This window comes from Aeribacillus sp. SP014 (genome assembly GCF_054055575.1).
In genome coordinates, this window is the sequence record NZ_JBSRXI010000001.1 from 2,404,446 (window position 1) to 2,426,849 (window position 22,404).

General features: G+C 40.2%; 22 protein-coding genes. All 22 read right to left on the reverse strand.

The window, feature by feature from the left end; all coding sequences use genetic code 11:
• Positions 1 to 52: 52 nt before the first annotated feature.
• The 22 genes from ymfI to rbfA all read right to left on the reverse strand — a co-directional run bounded on the left by ymfI (position 53) and on the right by rbfA (position 22,389).
• A complete protein-coding gene (ymfI, locus tag ACVIJU_RS11615; protein ID WP_232515766.1) occupies positions 53 to 766 on the reverse strand; it encodes an elongation factor P 5-aminopentanone reductase in 714 nt (237 codons plus the stop codon).
• 15 nt (positions 767 to 781) lie between these two features.
• Positions 782 to 2,071, reverse strand: a complete 1,290-nt coding sequence (yfmH, locus tag ACVIJU_RS11620) for an EF-P 5-aminopentanol modification-associated protein YfmH (RefSeq protein WP_063386724.1) — start codon at positions 2,069 to 2,071, stop codon at positions 782 to 784.
• Positions 2,068 to 3,345 (reverse strand): EF-P 5-aminopentanol modification-associated protein YfmF, encoded by a 1,278-nt coding sequence (yfmF, locus tag ACVIJU_RS11625; RefSeq protein WP_063386723.1) that lies wholly within the window; start codon positions 3,343 to 3,345, stop codon positions 2,068 to 2,070. The genes yfmH and yfmF overlap by 4 nt, the downstream gene beginning before the upstream one ends.
• A 438-nt stretch (positions 3,346 to 3,783) precedes the next feature.
• A complete protein-coding gene (locus ACVIJU_RS11630; RefSeq protein ID WP_063386722.1) occupies positions 3,784 to 3,966 on the reverse strand; it encodes a YfhD family protein in 183 nt (60 codons plus the stop codon).
• Between the two features lie 103 nt (positions 3,967 to 4,069).
• On the reverse strand, positions 4,070 to 4,198 hold the full coding sequence (locus tag ACVIJU_RS11635; protein ID WP_311066216.1) for a YfhE family protein: 129 nt from the start codon (positions 4,196 to 4,198) through the stop codon (positions 4,070 to 4,072).
• A gap of 82 nt (positions 4,199 to 4,280) precedes the next feature.
• Positions 4,281 to 6,593, reverse strand: a complete 2,313-nt coding sequence (locus ACVIJU_RS11640; RefSeq protein WP_144597757.1) for a DNA translocase FtsK — start codon at positions 6,591 to 6,593, stop codon at positions 4,281 to 4,283.
• Positions 6,594 to 6,728: 135 nt separating this feature from the next.
• Positions 6,729 to 6,947 (reverse strand): YlzJ-like family protein, encoded by a 219-nt coding sequence (locus ACVIJU_RS11645; RefSeq protein ID WP_066246452.1) that lies wholly within the window; start codon positions 6,945 to 6,947, stop codon positions 6,729 to 6,731.
• The gene (locus ACVIJU_RS11650) at positions 6,944 to 7,678 is read right to left on the reverse strand and encodes a ClpP family protease (RefSeq protein WP_066246454.1); all 735 of its coding nucleotides are present in this window, start codon (positions 7,676 to 7,678) and stop codon (positions 6,944 to 6,946) included. The genes ACVIJU_RS11645 and ACVIJU_RS11650 overlap by 4 nt, the downstream gene beginning before the upstream one ends.
• Positions 7,679 to 7,798: 120 nt before the next feature.
• Positions 7,799 to 9,454, reverse strand: coding sequence for a ribonuclease J (locus ACVIJU_RS11655; RefSeq protein WP_063386718.1), 1,656 nt, complete (start codon positions 9,452 to 9,454; stop codon positions 7,799 to 7,801).
• A 187-nt stretch (positions 9,455 to 9,641) separates the two neighbouring features.
• Complete coding sequence (gene dapA / locus ACVIJU_RS11660) at positions 9,642 to 10,517, reverse strand: 4-hydroxy-tetrahydrodipicolinate synthase (RefSeq protein WP_094246018.1); 876 nt, start codon at positions 10,515 to 10,517, stop codon at positions 9,642 to 9,644.
• A gap of 22 nt (positions 10,518 to 10,539) precedes the next feature.
• Positions 10,540 to 11,754: an aspartate kinase gene (gene dapG, locus ACVIJU_RS11665; protein ID WP_063386717.1), complete on the reverse strand. Its 1,215-nt coding sequence runs from the start codon at positions 11,752 to 11,754 to the stop codon at positions 10,540 to 10,542.
• A 66-nt stretch (positions 11,755 to 11,820) separates the two neighbouring features.
• On the reverse strand, positions 11,821 to 12,864 hold the full coding sequence (gene asd, locus ACVIJU_RS11670; protein WP_063386716.1) for an aspartate-semialdehyde dehydrogenase: 1,044 nt from the start codon (positions 12,862 to 12,864) through the stop codon (positions 11,821 to 11,823).
• A 127-nt stretch (positions 12,865 to 12,991) separates the two neighbouring features.
• The gene (locus ACVIJU_RS11675) at positions 12,992 to 13,582 is read right to left on the reverse strand and encodes a dipicolinate synthase subunit B (RefSeq protein WP_063386715.1); all 591 of its coding nucleotides are present in this window, start codon (positions 13,580 to 13,582) and stop codon (positions 12,992 to 12,994) included.
• On the reverse strand, positions 13,566 to 14,480 hold the full coding sequence (dpaA, locus tag ACVIJU_RS11680) for a dipicolinic acid synthetase subunit A (protein ID WP_311067348.1): 915 nt from the start codon (positions 14,478 to 14,480) through the stop codon (positions 13,566 to 13,568). The genes ACVIJU_RS11675 and dpaA overlap by 17 nt, the downstream gene beginning before the upstream one ends.
• 156 nt (positions 14,481 to 14,636) lie before the next feature.
• Complete coding sequence (locus ACVIJU_RS11685) at positions 14,637 to 14,897, reverse strand: YlmC/YmxH family sporulation protein (RefSeq protein ID WP_063386713.1); 261 nt, start codon at positions 14,895 to 14,897, stop codon at positions 14,637 to 14,639.
• 129 nt (positions 14,898 to 15,026) lie between these two features.
• Positions 15,027 to 16,283 carry a M16 family metallopeptidase gene (locus ACVIJU_RS11690; RefSeq protein ID WP_066246458.1) on the reverse strand — a complete coding sequence of 419 codons (1,257 nt, stop codon included), beginning with the start codon at positions 16,281 to 16,283 and terminating at the stop codon, positions 15,027 to 15,029.
• Positions 16,284 to 16,306: 23 nt separating this feature from the next.
• Positions 16,307 to 17,263: a polysaccharide deacetylase family protein gene (locus ACVIJU_RS11695; RefSeq protein ID WP_144597755.1), complete on the reverse strand. Its 957-nt coding sequence runs from the start codon at positions 17,261 to 17,263 to the stop codon at positions 16,307 to 16,309.
• A gap of 102 nt (positions 17,264 to 17,365) precedes the next feature.
• The gene (gene pnp, locus ACVIJU_RS11700; protein WP_063386710.1) at positions 17,366 to 19,477 is read right to left on the reverse strand and encodes a polyribonucleotide nucleotidyltransferase; all 2,112 of its coding nucleotides are present in this window, start codon (positions 19,475 to 19,477) and stop codon (positions 17,366 to 17,368) included.
• Positions 19,478 to 19,640: 163 nt separating this feature from the next.
• A complete protein-coding gene (rpsO, locus tag ACVIJU_RS11705; protein ID WP_063386709.1) occupies positions 19,641 to 19,910 on the reverse strand; it encodes a 30S ribosomal protein S15 in 270 nt (89 codons plus the stop codon).
• A 128-nt stretch (positions 19,911 to 20,038) separates the two neighbouring features.
• The gene (ribF, locus tag ACVIJU_RS11710) at positions 20,039 to 21,019 is read right to left on the reverse strand and encodes a bifunctional riboflavin kinase/FAD synthetase (RefSeq protein ID WP_130156272.1); all 981 of its coding nucleotides are present in this window, start codon (positions 21,017 to 21,019) and stop codon (positions 20,039 to 20,041) included.
• 21 nt (positions 21,020 to 21,040) lie between these two features.
• The gene (gene truB / locus ACVIJU_RS11715) at positions 21,041 to 21,958 is read right to left on the reverse strand and encodes a tRNA pseudouridine(55) synthase TruB (RefSeq protein WP_429646618.1); all 918 of its coding nucleotides are present in this window, start codon (positions 21,956 to 21,958) and stop codon (positions 21,041 to 21,043) included.
• Between the two features lie 71 nt (positions 21,959 to 22,029).
• Positions 22,030 to 22,389, reverse strand: a complete 360-nt coding sequence (rbfA, locus tag ACVIJU_RS11720) for a 30S ribosome-binding factor RbfA (protein ID WP_063386706.1) — start codon at positions 22,387 to 22,389, stop codon at positions 22,030 to 22,032.
• Positions 22,390 to 22,404: the final 15 nt, after the last annotated feature.

Sequence of the window (22,404 nt, forward strand, 5' to 3'; positions counted from 1 at the left end):
TAATCAATTTTTATTTTCCCTTGATCATGCAGTTTTTATACGGGAGAGGGAATCAGCAGTACCATCCTCCATTGACAGCAATCACCTGACCTGTAATGTAGGAAGCTTGCTCGCTAATAAGGAATAAAACAACATTCGCGACTTCTTCAGGCTTTCCATTTCTTTCAAGGGGGATGCTGTTTTTAATATCTTCCAATTCTTCAGGAGAGAATCGATCATTCATACTTGTATCGATCATGCCTGGCGCAACGGCGTTGACGCGAATATTGGAAGGCGCTAATTCCTTCGCTAGTGCTTTCACAAAGGAAATTTGCCCCCCTTTTGCCATGGAATACAAAGCTTCACAGCTGGCTCCTGTCTGCCCCCATATAGAGGAGATGAAAAGAATGCTTCCTTTTTGTTTTCTTATCATTCCACTGACTACTTTTTGAGTAATAAAAAAAGGCGACGTGAGATGAAGCTGTATAATTTTTTGATAATCTTCCATCAAAACATCTTGAATCAGTCCGTAGTGGGAAATACCGTTAGCAAAAATAAGAGCATCTATAGAAGTTGGAATGTTTTCAAGTAATTGTTCCGTCCCGCTTTCCGATGACAAATCCGCATAAACTGGAATGATCTGATCATATAACTTCATTGCTTCTTTTAACGGTTCAATGTTTCGAAAGTATTGAGCATAAATTTGATATCCTTCCTGAGCCAATTTTTCTACAACCGCTTTTCCGATTCCTCCGCTGGCTCCAGTTACTAACGCTGTTTTCAAGATTTCCCCTCCGCAATATTATGATTTCGGCAAAACTTGGAAAACTGTTAAATAATCTTCATCAATCGCTTCTTTTAAAACTGCTTCAATCGTGTCCATGTTTACATTTTCTAAAGCTTGCACAACATCGAACAGATTCATTTCGTTAAATTGATACCGGGTAAATTGATTGGCGATAAATTCAGGAGAATTAAAAGCCCTTAAAAAAGAGCCGATTTTTTTCTTTTTGGCGGCTTCCAGCTGCTCATCGGTAAATAACGATTGCTTGCTTTTCATAAGAGCTTCTTTTATATATTCACTCAGCTCATCCGGCCGGTCGGTATCGCCGCCGACCATAGCAAAACCGAAGCTGTACTCCTCTGTATAATCGAAGCTGAACGTATCATCAATGAGCCCTTTTTCATACAATTCCAAATAAAGCTTTGAGCTTTTGCCAAAAAGCATTTCTAAAATTAAATTCATGGAAAGCTCATGCGTAAGCAGCTCTTCCCCTTTTCGGAAAGGATGTTTTGCCTTTAAGCCGACTAAGCATTTCGACGACTTGACATTCATATAAATTTTTTCACTCGTTTTAAACACTTCATCTCTTTCATGTACTTGTTCACGAACAATATTGGTTGGCTTTTTAAAATCTTTTTTTGCCTGATTCTCTTCCACTTGCTTGATAATTTTTTCCGGTTGAACAGGCCCGATCACAAACAGGAGCATGTTGCTGGGATGGTAAAACGTTTCGTAGCATTCATAAAGCTGCTCTTTTGTAATTTGATTTATCGAATCAATTGTGCCGGCAATGTCAATCCGTACTGGATGGCTTTCATACATGTTTTGGATGAGTCCAAAATAAAGCCGCCAATCAGGATTGTCTTGGTACATGTTGATTTCTTGACCTATAATGCCTTTTTCTTTTTCAACGGATTGGTCAGTAAAATAAGGACTTTGGACAAAATCTACTAACGTTTCTAAATTTTTTTCAACATTTGCCGTGCTGGAAAAAAGATATGCCGTTCTCGTGAAGGATGTAAATGCATTGGCCGATGCCCCTTGTTCACTAAACTGTTGAAATACGTCCCCATCCTTTTTTTCAAAAAGCTTATGTTCCAAAAAGTGAGCAATGCCATCCGGGACGTGAACGATTTCCTCTTTGCCAATTGGAACGAATTTATTGTCAATAGAACCGTATTTAGTGGTGAATGTCGCATACGTTTTATGAATCCCTTGTTTTGGAAGGACATAAACATCTAATCCATTTTCCATTTTCTTATAATAATACGTTTCTTTCAGTTGATCGAATGTAATTTCTTTTATCATAAAGATCCGCCCCCTTTCAAAAAATAAACCGTATCCAGTTGAATTTTTTCAGCAAGCTGGACGATTTCGTCTTTTTGGACCTTTTCTACCCCTTCGATCCATTCTTCAATAGTTCGGTTTGTTTTCGCAACAACATTGTGGTACAGCACTTCCGTCATTCCGTAAGGGGTATCGATTGTTTCCAGCAACTGATTTTTGATCACCGCTTTCGTTTGTTCCAATTCTTTATCTGTAAAATCTCCCTTTTTCATCGCTTCCATTTGTTCATGAATAATCGTGAGAGCGCGTTCGTAGTTCTTCATTTCAATTCCTGACATCACCATTAACAAGCCTTTATGGCTTTCCACTCTCGAGGAAGCATAATAAGCAAGACTGTTCTTTTCGCGAACGTTTAGAAACAGCTTCGAATGCGGAAATCCCCCAAAAATGCCGTTAAACACTTGCAATGCGTAATAATCATGATCACTATATGTTGTGTGCGTGCGGTACCCGATGTTCAATTTCCCTTGGGTAATGTCTTGTTCTTCGATAACTTCGTTAACCTTCTCAATTTTTTTTTCAACACTTTCAGCCCTAGCTTGTTGATTGGATTTTGTTAAACGGAAATATTTCCTGACAATATCAGCCACTTGTTCGTTTTCAATATCCCCGATCACAAATAAATCGACTTCATCATGCTGCAGCATGTTTGTATAATAATCCGTCAGCTGTTGAGGAGAAATTTGATCGATATGCTCTTTCTCTCCGTTGACATGCAGACGGTACGGCTCAGTTTTGCACATTTCTTGGATTAAACGTAAATTCGCATAACGCATTTTATCGTCATAAACCGCTTGAATGCGCTGTTTTAATGTCCGCTTTTCTTGTTCGATAATGCTTTGATTGAACACCCCTTCTTGCAGAGGAGGCGAAAGAAGTACTTCGGACAACAATTCGATCCCTTTTTCCAATAAAGGTGTCTTATCTTTTAAAAATTTTTCATTCGGGATTTCCATCCGGAACGTAATGATATGGTTTTCTCCCTTTTTGGCTAAATCGACTTGCAGTGTTGCACCGTACAAATCATCCAAATATTTCCTTAATTCAGTTGTGGATGGGTAGGATGCTGTACCTCTTTGCAAAACATGGGGAAGCAAAGCTCGAATGGTTACATCCTTTTCCGATAGCGGCGCCTTTAACCTTAAAATGAGTGAATTTGTTTTAAAAGCATTTGATGAAACGGTATGCAGCTGAATCCCGTTTATTTCGCTTACTTGTTCTTGTAAAAAACCCATTCTATCCCTCCTAAGCCTGAAAGCTTTCTATATGTTATTGTTTCCAATCATGAAAAAACACGTTATTAGTAATTATATCAATCATAGGATATTGAAGGAAATCATAACGAAATGAATTATTATTTAAAGTTTACATAATTATATTACTGTTAATTATTTAACAAAAAGCAGGGATGTCTCTAGCCAGATCGGCTGAGTTATGACATCCTTCTTATGTATAAAATATGGGTATACTATACGATAACATGCAGGAATTAAAAAGTCTTTAGCAGATTCTCGGAGAAAACACACTATTGATCGTTGCCCAATACTTTTTTGTGTGTTTCAGTTTATTGTTCAATTTTAAGTAAAAAAATACCATATACTTAAAAAGACAACAGAAAATGAATTCTGTTGTCTTTCATCATTATTTTTCAGGCACAGCTTTTGAAACAACCTTTATGTTCTTTTCTGTTGCCTTTTGTCCGCTGCAGCAGAGCGAGCCAATGCTTGAAGATCGTCCTTGTCGGCAAGTTCTCTTGAAAATTCAATACTTTTGCCGTCTGACTTCAAATTTTTTGGCACTTGCGGCAGCTTAGCTTTGTTTTTATCACGCGCTTTTTGCTTATGTGCTCTTCCCATTTTGCGCACCTCCGCAAAGAGGGTGTAGACAGTTGCTTTCACAACATGTCCTATCCATTAGGGTGACATGTTCGGAGCATTTTATAATTGGCATTTTTATGCTTTAATGGCTTTCATGTTTTTCTGAAAAGCCTCCCGCTCTGTCAGCCATTTTAAACGCTCTCGAATAAGTGACTTCTTGGGCGCTGCTCAAACTGCTTTTTGCTTTTTTACGTTTCGCATCTTTTGCCATCCATCGATCTCTCACTTTCTAGTAAATGTAGTTTTAGTATGCCCGTTATTAAAATATTTTTGCATGAAAAACACGAAAATTTTTATGACAAACGTTCCTCCAGCTCTTCTTTAGAAATCAACACTTGGCGCGGCTTGCTTCCCTCATAAGGTCCGACTACCCCTCTCTCTTCCATGGCGTCAATTAATCTCGCAGCTCTTGAGTAGCCGATTCTAAATCTTCTTTGCAGCATGGATACACTTGCACTTTGCATGTCCACAACTAGTTGAACCGCTTCATTATATAATTCATCATCAACATCTCCATGATCCTCGGAATCTTCGTTCGGAATCATTTCTTCTTGATATTGCGCCTTTTGTTGTGAAATGACGTAATTCACGACTTTTTCCACTTCTTCATCTGATAAAAACGCTCCTTGAACACGAATCGGCTTTGATGATCCGACTGGCAAAAACAACATATCTCCTCTTCCGAGCAGCTTCTCAGCTCCCCCCATATCCAAAATAGTGCGTGAATCGGTTTGGGAGGACACACTAAAGGCAATTCTCGATGGAATATTGGCTTTTATGACTCCTGTAATTACATCAACAGACGGACGTTGAGTCGCAATAATTAAATGAATGCCAGCAGCACGGGCCATTTGTGACAAGCGTGTAATCGAATCTTCTACATCAGAAGAAGCCACCATCATTAAATCAGCGAGCTCATCCACGATGACGACAATAAAAGGAAGCTCAGGCTGCTTCTCTTTTGAAAGCGAATTTTGCCTTCTGATCATTTCATTATATCCTTCAATATTGCGCGTTCCAGTATGTGAAAACAGCTCGTATCTTCTTTCCATTTCATTAACTACTTTTTGCAATGCGAGCGACGCTTTTTTCGGATTTGTCACAACAGGTGCCAATAGATGCGGAATCCCATTGTAAACACTTAATTCGACCATTTTTGGATCGATCATCATCATTTTCACTTCATGAGGCTTCGCCCTCATCAAAATGCTTGTAATAATCCCGTTAATGCAGACGCTTTTTCCGCTGCCTGTTGCACCTGCGACAAGCAGATGCGGCATTTTGTTCAGTTCAGCCAGCACCGCTTCTCCAGTTATATCACGTCCTAAACCGATCAGCAGCTTGGAATCAGGGCGATCGTTCATTTTGGATTCCAGCACCTCGCGCAATGACACCATCGCAATTTCTGAATTCGGCACCTCAATTCCAATTGCAGACTTTCCCGGAATCGGCGCTTCAATCCGAATATCTTTTGCTGCTAAAGCCAGCGCCAGGTCATCGCTTAAACTGACAATTTTGCTTACCTTCACCCCGACATCCGGGTACACTTCATATTTTGTTACAGCAGGCCCTAAATGTACTTGGGTAACCTTTGCCTTCACTCCAAAGCTTTGGAAAGTGCGCTCTAGTTTTCTCGCATTATCGTAAATATTCCGCTTATCGGCATGCTGACCGCTGTATTTTGGAAGAGACAGCAAATCAATCGGAGGCAATTTATAATCTTTGTTTTCTATCTCCTGAAAGGCGATCGGCTCATCCTTTTCTTCAAGCGTAATTTGTTCCTGCTTTAAATTATTTTCGGGCTCTTTTTTATCATTTGTCACGATTTCTGGATGGTCTGTAAAACTGGAAATAATCGGTTCAGATGTATTTTCTTCTAAATGTTCATCTTCTTGTTCTTGATCGTCTTCAGCCTGAACCTTATTGGAGCGATGCTTCTTTTGCTTTTTCTTTTGTTTTTTTACTAAGGAAAATAAGTTCTTCATATCATCCACAAAGGCAAAAAATTGTTTTTTGAAAATCCGGCCGATGGACTCAACAATTTTGGAGAGGCTGTTTCCGAGTGATTTTCCGGAAATTAAGATGCAACCAATTATGATCAAGACAATGGAAATAATTCGGGTGCCCCCTGAAGAAAATAAATAGTATGATGCAGCAAAAAAAACGGCGCCGATCATTCCTCCTCCAAGATCTTGAGCGCTTGCCTCCCCGTTTAATTCCTTTAAATACATCTCCCAAGTATTCAATATAACGCTTGGAGAAGCAAAAACTCCTCCCTTTGACAAATTTTCAAACAGCTTCATATGGCTGAGAATTAAAATTGAGCCAACTATAAGATAGATCCCGAGCCATCTTCTCGTTAAAAAATGAGGGAATGTCTTTTTCCAAAATATATATATGGAAAACCATAATAATCCTAGCAAAAAGATAATAAACCATTCTCCAGCGAAGAACCGAAAAAAGGCGACAAGCGCTTTGCCAGCAAATCCAAATTCGCTTAAAGCGATTATCGACAATGATAATAGCAGAAGTCCCGCTATTTCAAATTTTAGTTTATTTTGCCAATCCGTTTTTCTCTTTTTTCGTTTCCTTTTCACTTTTGCCACTTTAATCCCACCTATGTATTATGTAAAACAAGAACGCAGCCACTATTTGGCTGCGAACGACTGTTTGTGTCCATATTATATCATACAAACTTGAATTTAGGTATGCTAGCAACGATGTTGTCTTTAAAAGGAATGTTAGCTTCGAAAAAAAGGTACTTTTTGACCGGGGAAAACAGATTCCAATAAATAATGGTTTGGATTGGTTGAAAGCACTCTGACGATTTGGCATTGATTTTCTCCCGTTTCTTCTATTAATAATGAAATGCCGTTCATCTCAATAATGTGCCTTTTTTGAAAAGCTTCTTGATCTGATGGAAAAATGAGCTCTTCAGGAACAGTCGTGTATAAAATCATTGAAGGATGTCCCCTCCTTTTCCATTCTTTCTTTCCAAAATAAGCTCGTTCAATTTTTTCATCGCGCTTCCTACACCGCCTATTTCATCGATCAAGCCGTACTTAACCGCATCTTGACCGATAACATTTGTTCCAATATCCCTTGTTAAATTTCCTTTTGAAAACATCAGCTCTTTAAATTTATCTTCTGTAATATTGGAATGCTTTGTTACAAAACTAATAACCCGCTCCTGCATTTTATCAAGATATTCAAACGTTTGCGGAACACCAATGACCAAACCGGTTAACCTTATCGGGTGAATCGTCATCGTAGCCGTTTCCGCAATAAATGAATAATCGCATGACACAGCGATGGGCACACCGATAGAATGTCCGCCGCCAAGAACGATGGATACAGTCGGTTTCGTAAGCGAAGCAAGCATTTCAGCGATCGCAAGTCCTGCTTCAACATCGCCGCCGACAGTATTTAAAATGACGAGCAGTCCTTCTATTTTCATATTTTGTTCGATCGCCACAATTTGCGGAATGATATGTTCATATTTCGTTGTTTTATTTTGAGCAGGGAGCTGTATATGTCCTTCAATTTGACCGATAATGGTCAAACAATGAATGTTTGTTTCCTGATCCATTTGCGGAATGTTTGTTTGTCCTAACTGCTGAATTTTGTCAACTACATTTTCGCTTCCCTTTTCCACTGGCTGAACAGTCGGTTGATCAGCATTTCCGTTCATCCCAATCATCCTTTCTTCTTACCGTTATGATGTTAGTATGAACGGAATCCATTTTTTCATGCGGCCAGGAAACCGTTTTAAAAATGTGAAAAAAGCAGGCTTCGTCGGCCTGCTTTTTGTCTAAACCTCCATAATAATTGGCAAAATCATCGGGCGGCGCTTCGTTTGCTCATATAAAAATTGATTCAAGACGTCGCGAATGTTTTGTTTCATTGTTGACCAATCCATTGAAACATCTTCCATACAAGACGACAGTGTGTCATGCACCATTTTCGTAGCTTTGGAAATTAAACTTTCAGACTCACGAACATACACAAACCCTCTTGATATAATTTCAGGACCAGCGACAATTTTTTTCATCTCTTTGTTTAACGTAACAACAACAATTAAAATGCCGTCCTGAGATAACAAACGCCGGTCTCTTAGCACGATATTTCCAACATCTCCTACACCAAGCCCGTCAATTAGTACATTTCCAGAAGGTACTTTTGTAACCGTTTTGGCAGATTTAGGGGTGAATTCAACCACATCTCCTTGATCGAGCAAAAAAATGTTTTCTTCGCGTATTCCGATCGATTGCGCAATTTTAGCATGCGCTATTTGCATTTTAAATTCACCATGAACGGGAATAAAGTATTTTGGTTTCATTAAATGTAGCATAAGCTTCAGCTCTTCTTGGCAGCCATGACCAGAAAAAAACGCTTTTTTATCAATCGAAACAACATTGGCTCCTGCTCGAAACAGCAAATCAATCGTTTTCGAATAAATAAGTTCTTGTCCGGGTGTTGGGGTCTGAGCAATTAAAACCGTATCATCGGAAGTTATATGATGTTGCTTGTGAATGCCTTTGGCCATTTTTGAAATTTCCGCAAGCGGATCGAATGAATCGCTTGCACATAGTAGAACAGAGTTTTGTTTTTCAAGCTTTTTTAAATGCGACACCGGAATAAACAAATCATCGTCAGCCTTTAAATACCGTAATTGTCTTGCAAGCTCAATAATTTTGGCAAACGATTTCCCTATAATTGCTATTTTTCTTCCAGTCTCAACTGCGGCATTGAAAATTTGCTGAATTCGGTAAATATTCGTCTCTGCTACAGATACAACAACTCTTCCAGGCGAATTATACATAACATCGTTGATCATTTCTCCGGCAAGAGCTTCGGAACCAGAAAAGCCGGGTCTTTCTGCATTGATACTGTCGGAAAGCAAACAAAGAACACCGCTATTACCGATTTCCGCCATTTTACCAAAATCAAGAAAATGACTTCCGATCGAGGATTGCTCTAATTTAAAATCGCCTGTATGCACGATCGCTCCCATTGACGTATGGAAACAAACTCCCATAGAATCAGGAATATTTGAGAATGTGCGAAAAAAAGAAACAGTCACTTGAGGAAAATGTACAGGCTTTCGCATATTCACTTCGCGAAAATCAGCGGTAACAGAATATTGCTTCATTCTTTCTTTTGTCAAGGCAATTGTCCATTTCGTTCCGTAAACTGGCGCATTGATATGTTTTAAAATGTAGAAAATCGCACCGATCCGATCCAATCTGCCATTTGTTAAGAAGATGGCCCGAACCCTATCTTTACGTTCAAGCAAATATGTAATATCCGGTATCACCACATCAATTCCGAGCATCTCGTTTTCAGGATATTTCAAGCCGGCATCCACAATAAAAATATCCGAGTCGATTTCGACGATGTACAGGTTTTTTCCGACTTCCCCAACCCCTCCTAAAGCAATAAGTTGAATTTTTTCAGCTTTTTTCATAAGTGTTAGTGATCCTCCCTAAATATCCCCGTCCAAAGCACTTAGCAATATTATACCTGATGAAAGAAATGGAATACAAGTTAATTTATATCAGGCACACTTATCCGAAAAATTAAGCCGCTAGACTCAGCTGTTTTGAATGGGGCAGAGTGGAATTTTTAAAATAAAAAAAGGCTAATCACGATGATCAGCCTAATTCATGGATCACAGCGGCTAATGATGTTCGCTCATCTGTTGTTAACGGAACTAACGGCAAGCGCACCGGACCAACATCCAGACCTTTTATTTGCAGCGCTGCTTTCACTGGAACAGGGTTTGGCGCCTTAAACAGTTCTTTCATTAATGGGAGAAGTCTTCGATGAAGGCTTCCGGCTTTTTTCACATCACCTGACAAAAAGGCTTGAATCATTTCTTGCATTTCATCTCCTACAACATGGGAGGCTACAGATATAACGCCATCACCGCCTATTGATAATGTCGGCAGCGTTAAGCTGTCGTCCCCAGTGTATAAAGCAAAATTATCTGGCGTTTTCTCGATAATTTTGGCCATATTATCAAGATCTCCGCTAGCTTCTTTAATCGCAACGATATTGTCAATTTCCGATAGACGAATAACCGTTTCAGGCGCGATCGAGGACGATGTTCTGCCAGGCACATTGTAAAGCATCACAGGAAGGTGCGTGCTTTCTGCTATCGCTTTAAAGTGCTGATAAATCCCTTCCTGATTCGGTTTGTTGTAGTATGGAGTGACAAGCATAATCGCATCGACGCCGGTTTGTTCCGCCTTTTTTGTCAGTTCTATGGAAGCTCTTGTATTGTTTGTACCTGTCCCTGCAATCACTGGAACTCTTTTATTGACAACAGAAACGACATGTTTAAATAAAGCGAGCTTTTCTTCCGTTGTTAAAGTTGGAGATTCACCCGTTGTTCCAGCCACAACAATTGAATCTGTTCCATGATGGATTAAATATTCTACTAATTTTTCCGTTTTTTGAAAATCAATATTCCCGTTATTGTCAAACGGGGTAACCATTGCAGTTGAAATTCTTCCAAACATACCCACTTGTTCCTCACACCTTTATCGATTATTTTCCAAGATCAAACGCTTTATGAAGTGCATTAACTGCTTGAATCATTTCACTTTCCTTCACAAGCACCCAAATTGTTGTATGGCTGTCTGCCGATTGCAAAATTTGTATCCCTTCCTCCGATAAAGCAGCAACGATTTTGGAAGCGACTCCAGGAACTCCTTGAATGCCTGCTCCTACAATTGAGACTTTTGCACAATGCCGCGTGATCATCGGATCATATCCGATCTCTTTCAAAATTCCAACAGCAAGATCCGTTACATCCCCATGAACAGTATATATGACACTCTTAGGAGTAATATTAAAGAAATCGACGCTAATTCCGCTTGTAGCCATCGCTTTAAAAATTTCTTGATGAAAACGGAAATTCCCTTCTTTTGCATCTACTTTAATTTGCGTGACATCGGAAACATGAGCAATTCCAGTAATTAAACGTTCTTTTATGTCCGCACCTAGTTTGTCCTGATGGTGAGAAGTGATGATCGTTCCTTTCGATTTAGAATAAGTGGAACGAATGCGAATCGGGATTTTGGCTTGCATAGCGATTTCAACCGCACGCGGATGAATCACCTTTGCTCCTTGATAGGCCAAATTGCAAATTTCCGTATACGTCACAAATGAAAGGGGCTTTGCATCCTTAACAATACGAGGATCCGCTGTCATAACTCCTTCCACATCTGTAAAAATGTCTACATATTCTGCTTTTAAAGCTGCTCCAAGTGCTGTTGCTGAAGTGTCACTGCCGCCGCGCCCAATTGTCGTCACATCTCCATTTGCTTGTGCTCCTTGAAAGCCTGCGACAACAACGACATCATTTGTTTCTAGAAGCCCGAGCAGGCGATCACATTTCAATTCTAATATTTTAGCATTTGTATGTTCATTTGTCGTCAAAAAACCTGCCTGCGCTCCGCTTAAAGCTGCCGCTTTTATTCCTTTCCCTTTTAGCATGCTAGTAAATACGACAGAAGAGATGATTTCTCCGCAGGACAGCAACATATCCTGTTCACGTTTGGAAATGGTGTCGATCCCGCCTTCCACAAGGCTGATCAGCGTATCTGTTGCGTACGGATCTCCTTTTCTCCCCATCGCTGATACGACGACGACCACTTTTTTTTTCTCAGACAAGGCTTCCTTTATATGTTCGTACGCATGTCTTCTGCCTTGTTCATCACGGACAGACGTTCCTCCAAACTTTTGAACAACAATGCTCATGATGTTCACCTCTATAAAATAACTAAACAGAAGAGAGCTGATGGCTTCAACTCTCTTCTTTTCACCTTATACTAGTTTCAGTTTAATTAAACTTTCGGCAATTTGTACAGAGTTTAATGCTGCCCCTTTTAATAAATTGTCGGATACAACCCAAAGGTGGAAGCCGTTTGGCCGATCTAAGTCTTTGCGAATTCGGCCTACAAATGTATCGTATTTGCCTTCTGCAAAAGCAGGCATTGGATAAATTTGATTTGCCGGATCATCTTCAAGCGTAACGCCAGGCGCATCTCTTAATACATTGCGAATATCATTTACAGTAACATCGTCCCTGTCGATTTCAATGTAGACTGATTCTGAATGCCCGATGACGACCGGCAAGCGGACGCAGGTCGCTGCAACTTCCAGATCCTTCATATGCATAATTTTTTTTGTTTCATTGATCATTTTCATTTCTTCAAATGTAAATCCATTTTCCTGGAACTTATCAATTTGCGGAATTGCATTAAACGCAATTTGATAATGTTTTTCGTCACTTTTAACAGGTAAAATTTCAGGTACAAACGGCTTTCCTTCTAAAATCGCTTTAGACTGTTCTTTCAATTCCTGGATCGCTTGTGCCCCCGCACCTGATACTGCTTGATAAGTGGAAACAATGACTTTTTTCAGCCCGAACGCTTTACGGATCGGCTGCAATGCAACAACCATTTGGATCGTCGAACAATTCGGGTTGGCAATAATACCGTTATGCCATTTTATATCCTCTTCGTTCACTTCCGGTACTACGAGAGGAACGTTTTCATCCATTCTAAATGCGCTCGTATTGTCGATCACGACCGCGCCTCTTTTGGCTGCTTCCGGTGCAAGCTGCTTCGACACGCTTCCTCCAGCGCTGAAAAGAGCGATATCAACCCCTTCAAAGCTTTCCGGTTCCGCTTTTTGTACTGTGATTGGTTTTCCTTTAAATGTAGCTGTCTTTCCTGCAGATCGTTCGGATGATAACAGCGTTAAAGTTTCCACAGGAAAGTTTCTTTTTTCCAATGTTTCGATCATTCGTGTTCCTACTGCTCCAGTTGCTCCGACAACTGCTACATGAAAACCTTTTTGAGCCATTTTCTATCTATCTCCTTCCAAAATGCATCAGAGTCGAATAATCATGTATTCGTATTACGTTTAATTGTATCACAGTAGCCAAAAAAAGTGATGAGCGATTTTTCATGAAAGCGTTTTATTTGTTTGATTATTTTTTATGTTCAATAATAACCGGCTGAAGCTGTCTATGTTCAAGCGCATGTTCAACTGTTTCCACTAACCGATCCATATTCGCCACCATTGAATTCGGTTTTTGGTGGGGTGCATCTTGGCCGAACGGAACAAAGAAAATATTTTTTGCCGCCATTAGCTTCATTAAATTTACGCCATTTAACCCGAGAGCATCGTTTGTAGAAATGGCTAGTACAACGGGGCGATGGTTTCTCATAGTCGCTTTTGCAGCCATCAATACAGGAGAGTCCGTCAAGGCATTCGCCAGTTTGCTCATCGAATTGCCGGTCATCGGCGCAATGACCATGCAATCAAGAGGAATTTTCGGACCTAAAGGCTCGGCATCCACGATCGAATCAATTACTTGATTTCCAGTCGCTTCTTCAATTCTTTTGACCCATTCTTCTCCTTCCCCGAATCTAGTTGTTGTCGTCTTTACGGTCGAGGTGACAATTGGCAAAACGTTTGCTCCTTTTTCAACGAGCTTTTGAATTTGCGGAAATACCGCATCATAAGTACAATGAGAGCCTGTTAAACCAAATCCGATCCGTTTACCTTTCACTTCCATTATCCATACTCCTTTCAAGCTGATGCTGTTCAGTTAAAAGGATTGTCAACGCATTCGCCAAAATCTGGCCCGCTGTCTTCGGTGCGACAATTCCTGGAAGACCAGGTGCTAAAATGGCTTTCATACCTCTTTTTTCAGCATAGTGGAAATCGGTTCCCCCCGGCTTTGATGCTAAATCGATAATAAGAGCGTGGACAGGCATAGCTGCCAAAACATCAGAAGACAACACCAACGCTGGAACTGTATTAATGCAAATATCGATCGACGACAATTCGTCCTTCAGTTCACTCAAATGAAACGGCTTCATTCCCATTTCCGTGATCCTGGCCAAATCTTTCTGTTTGCGAGCGCCTACCTTCACATTAGCTCCTAATGCTGCAAAAGTGCGGGCAACACTCATTCCTGTCCGTCCAAATCCGATAACGGCAATGTTGGAACCATGAATGGTAAAATCAGTATGTTGAATAACGAGCATTATGGTCCCTTCTACTGTCGGAATGGAATTATATATCGCTACATCATCACGGTCCAGTATCGGTACAAGCTTTCGTTTTTCTTTTTCCATTAACTCTTCTAAATATTTTGTGCGTATCCCAGAATAAAAGATGCAATGCTCAGGAGTGGAGGCCACCATTTCTCTTGTCAGTACGATTTCTTCAGCGGAAAAAACTGCTTCGACCTGTCCTTCGCTTCCGGTTCCTGAAACAGGCAATATTACTGCATCCATTCCTTCCAGACTAATATTATGGCTGTTTATTTTTACTGATCCTGTATACCCATGTTCAAGCTGATCAAATCCGATTAAAAATAGATTGGCATCGTGCTCTGATAGCCTTCGGATCACCTCTAGCTGCCGGGCGTCACCGCCAATTACAGCAACGTTTAAGCCAGTTAACATCCTTTTTTCACCTTCTTTATGGCAATTCAGTTCAGTTTCGAAAACCATAATTAGCTCCCTGTTTTAAGCATATTATGTAGGCGGCAGCCGATAGGTGAATCGCATCGAAAAATTGCCAAAAAAATAAAGCCGGCTTCTTTAGCCGGCGGATCTTCATTAGTCATCAATTTTATTTAAGGAATTTTCCGGTACGTCAATAATGATCATATCTTGACCAATTTTTTTGATATGCTCCCACGGTACTCGAATATCATGTCCTTGTTTCCTTAAACCGAACCACTTTAAAGAAGGAATAATAAGCGCCGTAATTTGTCCAGTTTCCGCATTGATTTCAAAGTCTGTTTGACCGAGCACGCCTAGACGTTCCGCTCGTTTTACATCGACGATTTCTTTTCCGCTTAACTCGGATAAACGCATAGTATTGGCTCCCCTCTTTCATTATAAATATACGAACATATTCACAGGCAGAGATTGATTCGAAACTGATGAACATAGCTTTCCATACATGTATACGTTTTTGGCAAATAAAAAATGCCCGCCAATCCATCATAGCAGGCATTTTAATTCTGGAATTGCAGAAGAAAGATTCTCTTCCGGACTAATTAAAGATACAGCATATTCATCTGTAAAAATATGTTGAATAAGTTCATTGACGCTCATGATATCAACACGGTTAACCGTTTCGATAATTTCATCCAAAGATCGATGTTTGCCTAAGAGCAGCTCATTTTTGCCGTTTCTGCTCATTCTTGCATTTGTACTTTCAAGACTAAGCATTAAATTCCCTTTAATTTGTTCTTTTGAATGCATTAATTCTTTTTCAGTAATACCGCTTTTTTTCAATTTTTCAATTGTTTGAAAAATCGTTTCAAATAAAATATTCAGCTGGTTTCTTCCAGTCCCACCGTAAATTGTGAGCACTCCGCTGTCTTCATATGAAGTGTGGTAAGAGAAAATAGAATAAGCAAGCCCTTTTTCTTCCCTCACCTCTTGGAATAAGCGGCTTGACATGCTCCCGCCCAAAATATTGTTTAACACAATTAAGCTGTAAATGTCGTCATGACCGACTCTCAACCCTTTAAACCCAATGCAGAGATGCGCTTGCTCCGTCTCTTTTTTCTTGGCGATTTTTTGGTCCAAAAAAACCGGTTCCTTATATTTTTCTTTTTTATGAGACGACTTAAAATTGCCGAACCATTTCTCAACCTCTTGAATAAAGCTTTCTTGAACGTTTCCAGCTACTGAAATGACGATATTGTCAGGAGTATAGTATTTTTCCATATAGCTTTTCAACGCATCGCCGGTAAAACTAGATAAAGTTTTTTCTGTGCCTAAAATCGGATAGCCAAGCGGATGATCGCCAAATGCAGCCTGGCTTAACAAATCGTGCACAATATCGTCTGGAGTATCTTCATACATTTTGATTTCTTCTAGAACAACATTTCGTTCTTTGTTTAATTCTTCTTCTTCAAATACTGAGTTGAAAAACATATCAGCCAGCACTTCAAGTGCATAATTTGCATGCTCATCGAGCACTTTTGCATAATAGCAGGTGTATTCTTTTGAGGTGAAGGCATTCACCTGACCGCCAATTTTGTCAAAAGCTTCTGCAATTTCTCTAGCTGTTCTTTTTTCTGTTCCTTTAAAAAACATATGCTCTAAAAAATGAGAAATGCCGTTTGTTTCTTTCGTCTCGTTTCTAGAACCTGTGCCAATCCAAACTCCGATAGCAACGGAGCGAACAGTCGGAATAGATTCTAAAATGATTCTAACACCATTTTGGCATGTATATTTCTTGATCAAATTGTAACCCCCTGTTCTTCCAATCAGTCAAGACGTTTTTCATCCAGCAGACTAGAAAGTGAACCGATGGAAAGATTTTTTTCTTTAATCTTTTTAATTAATGAATCTAGACTCTCTGCGGTCGATGACGTCGGATGCATTAAAATCATGGCGCCGTTATGAATTTTTGACATCACTCGATTGATTAACGTTTCAGGCCGCGGCTTTTGCCAATCAATCGTGTCAACAGACCACATGATCGTTTCCATGTTCATATCTGCCGCTATATCTACGACCTCCTTGCGAAAGCTGCCGCTTGGAGGCGCAAACCATTTCACGTTTTTTCCTGTCGTCGCTTTGATGATTTTGTTCGTCTCTTCCATCTCTTGTCTAATTCTTGCAGACGGCAGGCGGGCCATATCTGGATGCGAGTATGAATGATTTCCAATTTCATGGCCGCTTTCTACAATCATTTTAGCCAGTTCAGGATTTTCTTTTACCCATCTTCCTTCTAAAAAAAATGTAGCTTTGACATGGTGCTTTTTTAGCACGGCCAACATTTTAGGAAGATACTCATTTCCCCATGCAACATTTATTAAAAAGGATACCATTGGCTTATCCGGATGTCCACGGTAGATCGCTTCGTTCGGCAAATCGCTTAAATGAACAGAAGGCGGAATTTGCTTGAATACAAGAAGCTTCGGATCAAAAGAACCCTTTTTCTTCATTCTTTTATACGATGCGTCAATGTCGACTGATCGCCCATTATAACCGGGCGTTTTTTTCCAAACTCTATGTATTTCAGCATTTTCCGGAGGAATTTCATATTCTTTTGCTTTGGCAACGATTTCTTGATACAACGAATTTTCGCCAGATACAGCCAATTCATGCTTTGCTTTTAATTGCTGAAGAAAGATCAATGTATAACGATTATCCAATATGACATAAGAAAAAAGTATGATCAATATAAAAATGGCTATTTTCCCTTTTTTTCGCTTCATCTCAACATCCCCTTTTTCACTTATAAAACTATGAAAAAAGGGGACAAGATAGAACTGCCAACCGCAAAAATGGAAAAGAAGCCGGGTTTTCCCTGGCTCCGGTCAAGACTTTTGCTGCTCTTTTTGGTCCCTTAAAACGGCCTTTCTTGATAAATTGACACGACCTTGTTTATCGATTTCCATCACTTTGACTAAAATTTCATCACCGACTGACACAACATCCTCCACTTTTCCTACCCGCTCTTCTGCAAGCTCAGAAATGTGGACAAGACCATCTTTTCCGTTAAACAGTTCCACGAATGCGCCGAATTTCTCGATCCGTTTAACTTTTCCTAAATACATTTGTCCGACTTCAATTTCTCTTACAATATCTTCAATAATTTTCTTCGCTTTTTTATTCATTCCTTCGTCTACGGAAGAAATGTAGATTGTGCCATCTTGTTCAATATCGATTTTTACTCCTGTTTCTTCAATGATTTTGTTAATTTGTTTTCCGCTAGGTCCAATCACGTCACGAATTTTATCCGGATTGATGACCATGGTTAAAATTTTTGGAGCATATGGCGATAATTGTTTTCTCGGTTCAGAGATTGTCGCCAGCATCGATTTCAAAATTTCAAGGCGGCCTTTGCGAGCTTGTTTTAACGCTTCTTCTAAAATTTCACGGGACAAGCCTTTAATTTTAATGTCCATTTGCAGCGCAGTGACGCCTTTTTCTGTACCAGCGACTTTAAAGTCCATATCACCAAGCGCATCTTCCATGCCTTGAATATCTGTTAAAACCGTATAGTTGTCACCAGATTTTACAAGTCCCATTGCAATTCCAGCAACAGGCGACTTAATCGGCACGCCGGCATCCATCATCGCTAAGGTGCTTGCACAAATGCTCGCTTGTGAAGTTGAACCATTTGATTCAAGCACTTCTGAAACGAGACGAATTGTGTACGGAAAATCGCGCTCGGAAGGTATGACTGGCTCAAGCGCTCTTTCTCCCAACGCTCCATGACCAATTTCCCGTCTGCCAGGACCCCTCATCGGACCGGTTTCCCCGACACTAAATGGCGGGAAGTTGTAGTGATGCATGAACCGCTTTGATTCTTCCACGCCGAGTCCGTCAAGTATTTGTACGTCTCCTAAAGCTCCGAGCGTACAAATAGACAAAGCTTGTGTTTGGCCGCGGGTGAAAAGACCTGAACCGTGCGTGCGCGGCAAAATTCCGACGGAAGACGATAATGGACGGATTTCGTCAATTTTTCGTCCGTCAGGTCTCACTTTTTCTTCTGTAATGAGACGGCGCACTTCCTCTTTCACGAGCTTGTGCAAAATTTCTTTTACTTGCTTAATCGTTTCTTCATCTGCTTCTTCTTCCTCAAAAATTGCGACAGTCTTCTCTTTCACTTCATTAATAGCATCTTCGCGGGCGTGTTTTTCAGGCACTTGGATGGCTTGCAATAAGTCGGCAAGAGCCATTTCACGAACTCTTTTTTCAAGCTCCTCATCGATTTTATATAATTCCACTTCCATTTTTTCTTTTCCGATTTTTTCTACAATCTCTTCTTGGAATGCAATCAAACGTTTGATTTCTTCATGGCCAAACATGATTGCTTCTAAAATCGTTTCTTCAGGCACTTCATTGGCTCCTGCTTCCACCATGTTGATGGCATCTTTCGTGCCGGCTACGATTAAATGGATATCGCTTTTCTCAAGCTGTTCGACAGTTGGATTAATGATAAACTGGTCATCAAGGCGGCCGACCGTGACTCCGGCAATCGGACCTTCAAACGGAATGTCCGATATTGACAGCGCGAGCGAAGATCCAAACATAGCCGCCATTTCGGAAGAACAATCTTGGTCGACGCTCATCACCATGCTGACTACTTGAACCTCATTGCGAAACCCTTCTGGAAACAGCGGGCGAATCGGTCTATCGATTAAACGGCTCGCTAAAATAGCTTTTTCACTCGGTCTACCCTCTCGTTTAATAAACCCTCCCGGGATTTTACCGACAGCATAAAGCCTTTCTTCATAATTGACCGTTAGGGGAAAGAAATCCACTCCTTTTGCTTCCTTCGAAGCGGTTGCCGTACATAAAACGACCGTATCTCCATAGCGGACTAAAACGGCGCCGTTCGCTTGCTTCGCCAGCTGGCCGATTTCAACAGTCAGCTTCCGTCCGGACCAATCTATGGAAAAAACATGTTTCTCTTGATCCATACTTGTTTTGAACCCCTCTTTCATTGACAAAGTCTATCTTCGCACATAAGATTGTACAAAAATGTTATTTTTAAACTTTTCAATCTATATCGTTTTTATGTAATCTGTCATAAACTTTTTTGAATACAGTAAAAAAGCGGGAAATCTCCCGCTTCCATACAACTTAACGACGCAAACCGAGTTTATTGATGAGTTGACGGTACCGTGCAACATCTTTATTGCGCAAATACGTCAACAAATTACGGCGTTTCCCAACCATTTTCAAAAGACCTCTGCGTGAATGGTGGTCTTTTTTGTGAACGCGCAAATGCTCATTTAAAATGTTGATTTTTTCAGTTAGGATAGCAATTTGCACTTCAGGAGAACCAGTATCTGATTCATGTGTTTTAAATTGCTCAATCACTTCATTTTTCCGTTCTTGCGTTAAAGCCATCCTTGTCCACCTCCTAAATATAATCCCCGGCTACCTAGCAAGCGTCGGTGACTCGCGTTGCCACGCAGCGGTTAAAAGTTACAAGAATAAGAATACTATTTTTCCCAAGAAAAAGCAAGGAGGTTCCATTAAAAATTTTTTTCAGCCGTGATTTTATCCGATTCTGTCAGCCGCTGAAAAAAATCTTTTGCTTCCTTGATATCCCGTTTGATTTGAGCAATTAATTCTTCCACACCAGAAAACTTTTGTTCACTTCGTATTCGTTTGAACCATTTTACGGTCACATCTATATCATAAATTTCTTCATGAAAATCAAAAATATGAACTTCTATGCTCGGCTTGTCCGGTCTTTTTTCATGAAATGTCGGCTTATAACCGATATTGCATATGCCCGCATATTCCTTCCCATTCATGCTGATTTTGACCGCATATACCCCTGTCGGAGGAGTAATGTAGGATTCGCTTAGTTCAATATTTGCGGTTGGAAAGCCGATTGTCCGCCCTCGCTTTTCTCCATGGATTACCTTTCCGGATACTTGATGAGGCCGCCCTAGAAGAGAGCATGCATAAGAAACATCACCATTTTTAATCGCGTTTCGAACGAGGGAAGAGCTGATTTTTCTTTCACCGTCTGTCAGCTTTTCAACCGTCGTATGCGTAAAGGCTCCTCTTGAATAGAAAGGCAAAGTTTCCATTGTTCCTTTTCCAAACCGGCCGAATGTAAAATCAAAACCGGCCACAACGTGAATGGCATTTAATCCGATAATATATTGATCGACAAATTGTTGAGGCTGAAGCAAGCTAAAGCTTTCTGTAAATTCGACTAAATACAATCGATCAATTCCAAGATCTTCAATAAACTTCAGTTTCTCTTGTAAAGGAGTAATATATTCTATTTGTTGAATATTTTTTTTTAAGACGATGGATGGGTGCGGATCAAATGTCATCACCGCACATTCAACATTTAATTCTTCAGCCTTCTGTTTAGCTGTTTGAATGACTTTTTGATGCCCTTTATGGACTCCATCAAAAAATCCGAGCGCCATTACCGATTTCGGCACATTTTGTTTTGCCAAATGGTGTGGATGTGTTATTTTTATCATTTTCACCGAAAGTTCCCCTTTTCTTACCTATTCATTCGTTTTTAACACCTTGACGGGTTTAAGCACATTGTTTTTTTCTGAATGCTTTTTATATATGGCAATAATTTCTCGATTATTCCATATTGCTACAACATCATTTTGTCCAATATGCTGGAAATCCTCGTTCATTTCCAACATCGCTCCGTTTTTTACTTTCTTTGCTAATGTATCATTTATTTTAATTTTCGGCAATTGATTTAATGCTTCCTCTATGGTAAGAAAACCGTTTGGCAAATCTCCCGTTTTTAAACATTGCTCGACCGCTGAAAACGTGACGCAGTCATGTAAATGAAAACGGCCGGATCTTATTCGCACCAATTCAGACATGTGAGCAGGATACCCTAATTTTTCTCCGATCATGACCGCGAGAGTTCGAATATATGTCCCTTTTGAGCAAGAGACTTGAATGGAAAAGGAAGCCGTTTTGTCATGTTGTTTTATATCGCTTAAAAGGTGTATGGCATGAATGACAACCCTTCTTTTCGGCCTTTCGACTACTTTCCCTTCACGCGCGTATTCGTATAATTTTTTTCCATTCACTTTTACAGCAGAATACATTGGCGGAATTTGTTCAATTTCTCCGCGAAAGCTTTCCAGCACTCGTTCAATTTCCTCTTTTGATGGCGGGAGCTTTACTTCTTTTACAGCAATAATGCTTCCAGAAGCATCCTCTGTTTCAGTGGCAGCTCCTAATGTTACTTCAGCGATGTATTCCTTATTCTCAGCCATTAAATATGACGAAATTTTTGTTGCCTTGCCGATGCAAATAGGGAGCACGCCTGAGACATCCGGATCTAATGTACCAGTATGCCCCGCTTTTTTCGTTCGAAACAATTTGCGCACTTTTTGGACACAATCATTTGAAGTCATTCCTCTAGGTTTATGTAAGAGAAGAACGCCGTCCACAGTCACACCTTCCTTTTGCCAGCTGCAATCATGAAAAAAGAACCCGTTACACAATTGTGAAACGGGATGCCTCAGCTTTCATGATCTCTTTCTTCTTTTTTCAATTCATGGATTAATGATTCGATTCGATTGCCATAATCAATTGTCTCGTCAAATTCAAAATGAATTTCCGGAGTTTTCCGCAGCCGAATCCGCGACCCGATTTCAGAGCGGATAAATCCTTTGGCTTTCGCCAGCGCCTTCATCGTGTTTTCCTTCTGTTCCTCATTTCCCAATACAGAAATATATACTTTAGCGATTTGCAAATCCCCTGTTAAGCGAACGTCCGTTACAGTTACAAATCCAATTCTCGGGTCTTTAATTTTTCTGCCAATAATATCGCTTAGCTCTTTTTTCATCTGTTCAGCTACTCTGTTTGCTCTTAGGCTCATTTCATCACCTCATTT

Coding starts and splice junctions, on each gene's coding strand:
- dpaA (WP_311067348.1), bottom strand. CDS start 14,480: ATGTTAACTGGCTTAAACGTTGCTGTAATTGGCGGTGACGCCCGGCAG.
- ACVIJU_RS11645 (WP_066246452.1), bottom strand. CDS start 6,947: ATGATTTTATACACGACTGTTCCTGAAGAGCTCATTTTTCCATCAGAT.
- ACVIJU_RS11655 (WP_063386718.1), bottom strand. CDS start 9,454: ATGAAAAAAGCTGAAAAAATTCAACTTATTGCTTTAGGAGGGGTTGGG.
- dapG (WP_063386717.1), bottom strand. CDS start 11,754: ATGAGCATTGTTGTTCAAAAGTTTGGAGGAACGTCTGTCCGTGATGAA.
- pnp (WP_063386710.1), bottom strand. CDS start 19,477: ATGGATCAAGAGAAACATGTTTTTTCCATAGATTGGTCCGGACGGAAG.
- ACVIJU_RS11685 (WP_063386713.1), bottom strand. CDS start 14,897: ATGCGTTTATCCGAGTTAAGCGGAAAAGAAATCGTCGATGTAAAACGA.
- rpsO (WP_063386709.1), bottom strand. CDS start 19,910: ATGGCTTTAACGCAAGAACGGAAAAATGAAGTGATTGAGCAATTTAAA.
- rbfA (WP_063386706.1), bottom strand. CDS start 22,389: ATGAGCCTAAGAGCAAACAGAGTAGCTGAACAGATGAAAAAAGAGCTA.
- ACVIJU_RS11675 (WP_063386715.1), bottom strand. CDS start 13,582: ATGGAAGTGAAAGGTAAACGGATCGGATTTGGTTTAACAGGCTCTCAT.
- yfmH (WP_063386724.1), bottom strand. CDS start 2,071: ATGATAAAAGAAATTACATTCGATCAACTGAAAGAAACGTATTATTAT.
- yfmF (WP_063386723.1), bottom strand. CDS start 3,345: ATGGGTTTTTTACAAGAACAAGTAAGCGAAATAAACGGGATTCAGCTG.
- ACVIJU_RS11630 (WP_063386722.1), bottom strand. CDS start 3,966: ATGGGAAGAGCACATAAGCAAAAAGCGCGTGATAAAAACAAAGCTAAG.
- asd (WP_063386716.1), bottom strand. CDS start 12,864: ATGGCTCAAAAAGGTTTTCATGTAGCAGTTGTCGGAGCAACTGGAGCA.
- ACVIJU_RS11635 (WP_311066216.1), bottom strand. CDS start 4,198: ATGGCAAAAGATGCGAAACGTAAAAAAGCAAAAAGCAGTTTGAGCAGC.
- ACVIJU_RS11650 (WP_066246454.1), bottom strand. CDS start 7,678: ATGAACGGAAATGCTGATCAACCGACTGTTCAGCCAGTGGAAAAGGGA.
- ACVIJU_RS11695 (WP_144597755.1), bottom strand. CDS start 17,263: ATGAAGCGAAAAAAAGGGAAAATAGCCATTTTTATATTGATCATACTT.